The sequence below is a fragment of the Pseudoalteromonas sp. Z1A6 genome, from assembly GCF_011378745.1.
In the GTDB taxonomy this organism is placed as follows: Bacteria; Pseudomonadota; Gammaproteobacteria; order Enterobacterales; family Alteromonadaceae; genus Pseudoalteromonas; species Pseudoalteromonas arctica.
In genome coordinates this window covers 1-7,710 of the sequence record NZ_WTKW01000206.1, presented here as the reverse complement: position 1 = coordinate 7,710, position 7,710 = coordinate 1, and the positions used below count along the sequence as shown (strand labels likewise).

Sequence of the window (7,710 nt, the reverse complement as noted above, 5' to 3'; positions counted from 1 at the left end):
GTTTTTAATCTTTTTTCCGTTAGTTGCCATTATTGGCTGTATTAGCTTATTTATTACGGCAATAGGTAACGGTCCAGATATGGTTGTTGACGACTACTACAAAAAAGGTAAAGCAATAAACTTAGAACTGACTAAGTTTGAAAAAGCAAAAGCACTTTATTTACATGGCGAATTAAATGTAACCAACGACCGTGTAAGCTTTAAGTTTACAAAAGGCGACAGCAGTAACGTGCATGTATTAAAGCTCTCGTTTTATCATCGCACCATTAAAGCGCATGACTTTGAAGCAACACTTACTCCTAATGCCAATCAGGAATTTACTGCATTACTTAATGAGTATACACAAGGCGCCTACTCAGTATTTATTGAGCCAATAGATGGCAGTTGGAAAATGAAAGAAAATATAACGTTACCAACTGAACAAACCGTTTTAGTTACTCCTAATTATAAGTAGTAATAACTATGTCTAACTCTTGCTTTCATTGCCTTGAAAGTGTGCCAAACGGATTTAACGCAAACGTTATAATTGACGATATAGCTCAGCCAATGTGTTGCATTGGCTGCCAAGCTGTTGCACAAAATATTGTTGACCAAGGTATGACCGATTACTACAAATACCGCACCGTACGTGCCGGTAAAGTAGAACAGCTAGTACCTGAGCAACTCGCATTTATAAAAAGTTATGACAACGAAGATATTCAAGACGAATTTATAGCTACTAACGATAATATCTCAGAGGTATTACTGAGCGTTGAAGGTATAACCTGCGCTGCTTGTGCATGGCTTATCGAAAAACAACTTTTAAACTTAAATACTGTAAAACGGGTTGATGTAAATACATCCACCAACCGCGCGATGATCCTATGGGATAAAACCAACACTCCATTGAGTGAAGTTATTACTTCCCTAGCTAAAATTGGCTACAAAGCATACCCGTTTCAATCAGATGTTGAAGCTCAGCAAAAACAACAAACTGCCAAAGCCTATATTCGCCGCTTAGGTGTTGCTGGTTTAATGACCATGCAAGTTATGATGTTTGCATTTGCCATGTACTTTGGCATGTTCTCGGGTATGGATAGCAATTTTGAACAGTATTTTAGATGGATAAGTTTAATACTTGCATCTCCCGTTGTTTTATACAGCGCACTGCCCTTTCTGACCAATGCTATAAATGGCTTAAAAGCAAAACATCTCAATATGGATTTACCCGTATCACTGGCTATTTTTGGCGCATTCGGTGCAAGTTGTTACGCCACATTTATGCAAGTGGGCGAGGTCTATTTTGAATCTGTGTGTATGTTTACCTTTTTACTGTTATTAGGTAAATATCTTGAATTTAGAGCGCGTTTAAAAGCGAGCGAATTTACTGCCAACTTACAAAAACTACTGCCATTAACAGCGCGTACCATTAACGAAAGTGGCGAAGAGCTTATAATTGCGGCTAAAAAACTAAAACTTAATGACGTAGTACTTATTAAAGCGGGTGAAACGATTCCTGCCGATGGCGAACTTATTAAAGGCAAAACCACGGTTGATGAGTCAATGATGACGGGGGAGCACCAACCTGTCACTAAATTTATTGGTCACAATGTCTATGCTGGTTGCGTTAACCACGACGGCGTTATTGAAATAAAAATTAATAAAATTGGTCAAAATACGCTTTTAAACCAAATTATACGCCTGCAACATAACGCTTTAACCAAGCGCCCTAAACTGGTTGAAATTACAGATAAAGTTGCGCAATGGTTTATAGCGTGCCTGCTTATATTTGCTTCACTTACAGCTATTGGCTGGTATCAAATTGACCCAGAACATGCATTTTGGATCACTATTTCGGTTTTAGTTGCTACCTGCCCGTGTGCCCTGAGTTTAGCCATACCTACCGCGCTCACATGTGCAGTGGCAACGCTTACCCGCAAAGGCGTATTAATAAAACAAGCGCATGTGCTCGAAACGCTCTCACAAATTACTTTATTTGCATTTGATAAAACAGGCACACTTACGCAAGGTAAATTTAGCCTTGATGAAGTAGATATAATCGATAAACAGTATACAAAAGCTCAAGTGCTAGATATGGCAGCCATGCTAGAGCGTTATTCTGAGCACCCTATCGCCAGTGCATTTGATGAGTTTACGCCAGCTCACCGCAGTCTTAATAACGTTGAAGTACACCCAGGGCTGGGAATTAGCGCACAAGATGCAACTAATCATTACGCAATTGGTAAAAGTGGTTGGTTTAATAGCAAAAAATCGAATGCACAAGCGAGCTTGTATATAAATAAGCAAGTTGTTGCACGCTTTTACTTTGTTGATAAAGTAAAAAGCGATGCTAAAAAGCTTATAGACTCACTTCAATCGCAAAACTTAACGTGTCACATGTTAACCGGTGACGCGTCAGATGCTGGGCAAAAAGTATCAAAGCAACTTAAACTTGAAAGTGTGCAATTTGGATGTTCTCCACAAGATAAACAAACCGCCGTTGAGCAATGGTCTTCACAAAATGAAGTCGTTGCAATGGTAGGTGATGGTGTAAACGACAGCCCGGTATTTGCTAGTGCGCACTTATCTATTGCTATGGAAACCGGTGCAGACATATCAAAAAATAGCGCCGATGTAGTGCTTCTTAATAGCGATTTAGCCTCCATTGGTCACTTACTTAATGTAGCAAAACAAACCAGACGTATTATTAAGCAAAATCTTGCGCTGTCTTTATTGTATAATGCTTCAATATTACCACTGGCAGCGTTGGGCTTAGTTGCTCCTTGGATGGCTGTTATTGGCATGTCTGCCAGCTCAATTATTGTGATTAGTAATTCACTAAGGCTATTAAAGTTATGAGCATAATTTACATTTTGATCCCTATCGCCATTTTATTCGTCATTATTGCTATTGGTGTTTTCTTTTGGGCAGTGAAAAGCGAGCAGTTTTCGGATTTAAACAAGCAAGGTCATAGTATTTTGTTTGAAGATGACAAAGAGCAACATAAAAAAAGTAATGATTGACCCTCTTTATACCAGCGCTTTTTTAATGGGGCTAATAGGTAGCGGTCATTGCATTGCTATGTGTGGCGGTATTGCAAGCTCATTACAACTAGCAAGTGACAAACGTAAAACATTTACCTATTCATTTGCTTATAATATTGGACGTGCACTAAGCTATATGGCTGCTGGCGCACTTGTTGCTGGTATTAGCAGCCAATTTGCAAGGCAAAACACCTCCTTCTCTTTAGTACTTTCGTTCATTGCAGCTATTTTTATGCTCCTCGTTGGCGTGTATATAATGCGCTTGGGCCCTACTTTGCAATGGTTAGAGAAAATTGGTAAAACCTTGGTGTGGCAACACATTGTTAAACTAAATAAATATTTAATGCCTATTAACTCTCCTTTTAAAGCCCTAGGTTATGGTGCTTTGTGGGGATGGCTGCCTTGTGGGCTTGTATACTCAGCGCTTACATGGGCGATGACCAGCCCAAGTGCCCTTGACGGTGCCTTAGTTATGCTTTGCTTTGCTTTGGGTACTTTTCCCGCGATGATCACATTAGGCATTACCGCGCAAAAACTAAATACTATTATTAACCATCCATGGACCCGAATTGTATTAGGCAGTGTTATAATTTGGTATGGTATCTACTTATTGATTATTGCAACTGACAAACTGGTACATTAATCTATTCGCATTATTAACCTTTAAGGTTATTTTGCAGTCGTGTATAAAAATTTAAACGGATTAAATTATGGATTTCTCTCAAAGTCGCGCTAAAGGTAATTGTGCTATTAGCTGTAATAACTGCAGTATTAGTCAATTGTGTTTGCCATTTTCACTCAATGGCCAAGAAATGGACAAGCTTGACGAAATTATTGAGCGAAAAAAACCACTCCATAAAGGCGACTATCTATTTGAATCAGGTGCACCTTTACAGGCTATTTATGCGGTTCGTTCTGGTTCATTTAAATCGTACACGTTATCGGAGCGAGGTGATGAGCAAATTACCGGCTTTCATTTAGCGGGCGACCTAGTTGGTTTTGACGCAATAAGTAAAATGACTCATCCCAGTTTTTCGCAAGCACTTGAAACGTCAATGGTGTGCGAAATCCCATTCGATACTCTTGATGAACTATCAGGAAAATTACCAAAACTTCGCCAACAAATAATGCGTTTAATGAGTAGCGAGATTACTTACGATCAAGAAATGCTGTTATTACTCAATAAAAAATCAGCAGAGGAACGCTTAGCTAGTTTTATTTATAACTTGTCGGAGCGTTTTGGTGAGCGTGGTTTTTCGCGTAAGGAATTTAGATTTACGATGACTCGCGGTGAAATAGGCAATTACTTAGGCCTAACAGTAGAAACCATTAGTCGTTTATTGAGTCGTTTTCAAAAAGCTGACTTAATTAAAGTAGAGGGTAAATTTATTACAATTTTAGATAATGATGCCTTGGCTAAAACAGCGGCGATAGTTAAGCCTCGCTAAATCAAATAGTTTGATTTAGAACAACAATTTATATGCTACCCCTTTAACTGTTTTATATTTACGTTACACTAAATGTACACCCGTTAGGTAAATGGAGTAGCATATGAACACTATTAAACGCATTATTGCGGTTATTGACCCCACCAAAGATGATCAACACGGTTTAGCACGTTCAATAGATTTAGCTAAAAAATCTGGCGCAAGTATTACCGCCTTTATGACGGTTTACGACTTCTCTTACGAAATGACAACTATGCTATCTGGCGATGAACGCGAAGCAATGCGCGATGCCGTACTAAAAGATCGCCAGCTATGGCTAAACGATTTAGTGTCCCCTTACAAAGATATAAATATTGAAACCCAAGTGGTTTGGCATAATCGTCCTTACGAAGCCATAATCGATACTGTCATTGATGAAAAGTACGATTTAGTAATTAAAGGCACACATCAACATGGTGCACTTAAATCAGTTATTTTTACCCCGACCGATTGGCACTTAGTACGCAAATGCCCAGCCCCGGTATTATTTGTAAAAGAAATGGCATGGCCAGCAAACGGTAATATTTTAGCTGCTGTAAATGCGGTTAGTGAAAACGAAGAACATGTAGCACTTAATAAACGCGTTATTAAAGACGCACAATATTTATGTGAACTTGCCAACGCAAAACTTAATTTAGTTAATGCCTACCCTGCAACTCCTATTAATATTGCCATCGAAATTCCTGAGTTTAACCCAGGACTTTATAACGAATCAGTTAAAAAGCATCATCATGAATCAACCAATGCACTTGCTGCAGAGTTTAATTTAAACCCAGAGCAATGTTTTATTGAAGAAGGCCTGCCAGAGGATGTAATCCCTGATGTAGCGAAGCGGTTAAATAGCGAATTAGTTGTTATTGGTACTGTAGGCCGCACGGGCTTAAGTGCCGCTCTTGTAGGTAATACAGCAGAGCATGTAATTGATAGCCTAGACTGTGATGTACTGGCACTCAAACCCGATGGTTACGTGAGCCCTATGGCAAAGGATTAATTTTAAGCTTTATGTGCAAGTTATAAGCGAGTTATTTTTACGTGTTAATAAGGCATGTTTAAATCAATTTTAATTACATCCTAAACTCGCATATTCAGGTGGTTTGGGTATAATACGCCCCTTTATTTTTAGCAAATAACTTTGCTGTATTGTTTTACTAGGGGGCGTAATTGTCACACTCAGATCAAGCTAAAGCTCAATTTAACTTAAATAAGCTGCAAAAGCGTTTACGTCGCCAAACTGGTCAAGCCGTTATGGACTTCAATATGATTGAAGAGGGTGACCGTATAATGGTATGTCTTTCTGGCGGCAAAGACAGCTACACAATGCTTGAAATGCTTCAACATTTAAAACGTGTAGCACCTATAAAGTTTGACCTAGTTGTTGTAAATCTTGATCAAAAACAACCTGATTTTCCTGAGCATGTTTTACCCCAGTATCTTGATAAATTAAATGTTGAATACAAAATTGTAGAAGAAGATACTTACAGTATTGTTACCGATATTATCCCTGAAGGTAAAACAACGTGTTCACTTTGCTCACGCTTACGTCGTGGTATTTTATACCGCACAGCAAAAGAGCTAGGCGCTACTAAAATAGCCCTTGGGCATCACCGTGACGACATGATTGAAACATTGTTTTTAAATATGTTTTACGGCGGAAAGCTAAAAAGTATGCCGGCTAAATTAATGAGTGATAACGGCGAGCATATGGTTATTCGCCCACTTGCATACTGTAAAGAAAGCGACATAAGCCAATACGCATTTGTACAAGGTTACCCTATCATTCCGTGTAACCTATGTGGCTCGCAAGAAAACTTACAGCGTAAACATACAAAAACAATGCTCGCTAAATGGGATGCGGAGCACCCAGGTCGTATTGAAAGCATTTTTACAGCAATGCAAAACATAGTGCCTTCACATTTAGCTGACGCCGACTTGTTTGATTTTAAAAACTTACAAACAGGTGAAGTAATTGATGGTGGCGATATAGCCCTTGATAAACCAGATATTCCTAAAGTGCCTGTTGCTAATGAGCTTGATGAACAAGAAGCGCCAAGTGTAGTTACTATAAATCTAAGCTAACAAATTTAAGGGGGTTGTATTTATGTACAACCCCCTTAAATTTACCAATTCAGCATTGCGTTCTATTTTTAACTCTCAGCTAAGCCTTGTAAAAATTCCAAACTTAACTTTTCTTGTGCATTAGCCTGATATGGTAATTGCTGCAAGCTATCGTACGAAAAATCGTTAATATCAAAATGACTTATTTCACTATTCCCAAAGCTGTTTCGCTCACCTGGGCTTGGCGACATTCTCTCAATAACAAAGTCGCTTAAGCGCATATCTGTAATGCCTTGTGGTAATACCGACCAGTGGGCTTTCAAATTAAGTGTTTGGCTTCCTTGTGCTAACCGCTCTTTAGATACTAAATGAGCAAGTGGTGTATCGCCACTGTATAAATTAGCCCTAACACGATACAAACCACTTTTTACTACCGCTATGTTAGCTGGCAAAATCATGTTTTCGTTTTGTGCATAAGCAGTTTCAAAACCTGTTAAAGTTGCACTAGGCGGCATATATTGAATTTGTGCAACTACGGGAACTTTTTTACCGGCAACATCACCCTCTACAAACACTTGTAAGCTACGAGGGTAATCTTCATCCTCTTCAAATGTTATAATTGCTTCACCGTCACGCGCATTGCCTGTATGGGTATTTAACACTTCTTTTGTATCTGTATTTGCAAGCTCAACGACCACTTTTCCAAGCCCTTGAGCGCTTATCTTTATTGTTATTTCTTCTGGGTATACAAAACGATATTGCTTAAGACTTAACGTTAAAGCATCGCCACTTTCATCAATAGGGCTCGATACCGGGTAGAATTGATTTGGCTTTAATCGATCTTCATCTAATGGACTCAATGGCTGAGAATAAGGAGGAAATTTAAGTGCACTTTCATATTGCATAACCACTTGCTGCGCTGCTTTTGTTAAGTCTTCATTAAACGCGATTTGTTTTTTTGATTGTGTTTTTTTTGCTGTAGGTACATCTATAGGGATCACTTTTACTGGCGATAAATCAGCTACGCTCGCACTGTGTTTAACCTGAGGTGTTATTGGCTCAGCAACTTTATGAGCATCATTTTTACCTGTAAACCATAGCGAGAATAAAATAGTGCTAATAATTAAAGCAACGACATAAAATTT

General features: G+C 38.7%; 8 protein-coding genes. 7 read left to right on the top strand and 1 reads right to left on the bottom strand.

All coding sequences use genetic code 11. The annotated features are described in order from the left end of the window. The 7 genes from GQR46_RS13195 to ttcA all read left to right on the top strand — a co-directional run. A partial coding sequence (locus tag GQR46_RS13195) for a FixH family protein (protein WP_206009580.1) occupies positions 1-454 on the top strand: 454 nt, incomplete at its 5' end. 8 nt (positions 455-462) lie between these two features. Continuing rightward, the gene (locus GQR46_RS13190; RefSeq protein WP_165741186.1) at positions 463-2,838 is read left to right on the top strand and encodes a heavy metal translocating P-type ATPase; all 2,376 of its coding nucleotides are present in this window, start codon (positions 463-465) and stop codon (positions 2,836-2,838) included. Beyond that, positions 2,835-3,002: a cbb3-type cytochrome oxidase assembly protein CcoS gene (gene ccoS / locus GQR46_RS13185; RefSeq protein ID WP_121954920.1), complete on the top strand. Its 168-nt coding sequence runs from the start codon at positions 2,835-2,837 to the stop codon at positions 3,000-3,002. Before GQR46_RS13190 ends, ccoS begins: the two co-directional genes overlap by 4 nt. After that, positions 2,995-3,666, top strand: a complete 672-nt coding sequence (locus GQR46_RS13180; protein WP_007585638.1) for a sulfite exporter TauE/SafE family protein — start codon at positions 2,995-2,997, stop codon at positions 3,664-3,666. Before ccoS ends, GQR46_RS13180 begins: the two co-directional genes overlap by 8 nt. Positions 3,667-3,733: 67 nt before the next feature. Next, complete coding sequence (locus tag GQR46_RS13175) at positions 3,734-4,471, top strand: FNR family transcription factor (RefSeq protein WP_007585636.1); 738 nt, start codon at positions 3,734-3,736, stop codon at positions 4,469-4,471. A gap of 103 nt (positions 4,472-4,574) precedes the next feature. Next, positions 4,575-5,501 carry a universal stress protein UspE gene (uspE, locus tag GQR46_RS13170; RefSeq protein WP_007585634.1) on the top strand — a complete coding sequence of 309 codons (927 nt, stop codon included), beginning with the start codon at positions 4,575-4,577 and terminating at the stop codon, positions 5,499-5,501. Between the two features lie 170 nt (positions 5,502-5,671). After that, positions 5,672-6,586 (top strand): tRNA 2-thiocytidine(32) synthetase TtcA, encoded by a 915-nt coding sequence (ttcA, locus tag GQR46_RS13165; RefSeq protein ID WP_007585631.1) that lies wholly within the window; start codon positions 5,672-5,674, stop codon positions 6,584-6,586. A gap of 68 nt (positions 6,587-6,654) precedes the next feature. Here ttcA and GQR46_RS13160 read toward each other — a convergent pair. Next, positions 6,655-7,710: hypothetical protein (locus tag GQR46_RS13160; protein WP_165741185.1), on the bottom strand; the 1,056-nt coding region annotated here is incomplete at its 5' end.

Excerpts from the sequence above, each read along its gene's own strand:
- GQR46_RS13190 (WP_165741186.1), top strand. The coding sequence starts at position 463 with ATGTCTAACTCTTGCTTTCATTGCCTTGAAAGTGTGCCAAACGGATTT.
- ccoS (WP_121954920.1), top strand. The coding sequence starts at position 2,835 with ATGAGCATAATTTACATTTTGATCCCTATCGCCATTTTATTCGTCATT.
- GQR46_RS13180 (WP_007585638.1), top strand. The coding sequence starts at position 2,995 with ATGATTGACCCTCTTTATACCAGCGCTTTTTTAATGGGGCTAATAGGT.
- GQR46_RS13175 (WP_007585636.1), top strand. The coding sequence starts at position 3,734 with ATGGATTTCTCTCAAAGTCGCGCTAAAGGTAATTGTGCTATTAGCTGT.
- uspE (WP_007585634.1), top strand. The coding sequence starts at position 4,575 with ATGAACACTATTAAACGCATTATTGCGGTTATTGACCCCACCAAAGAT.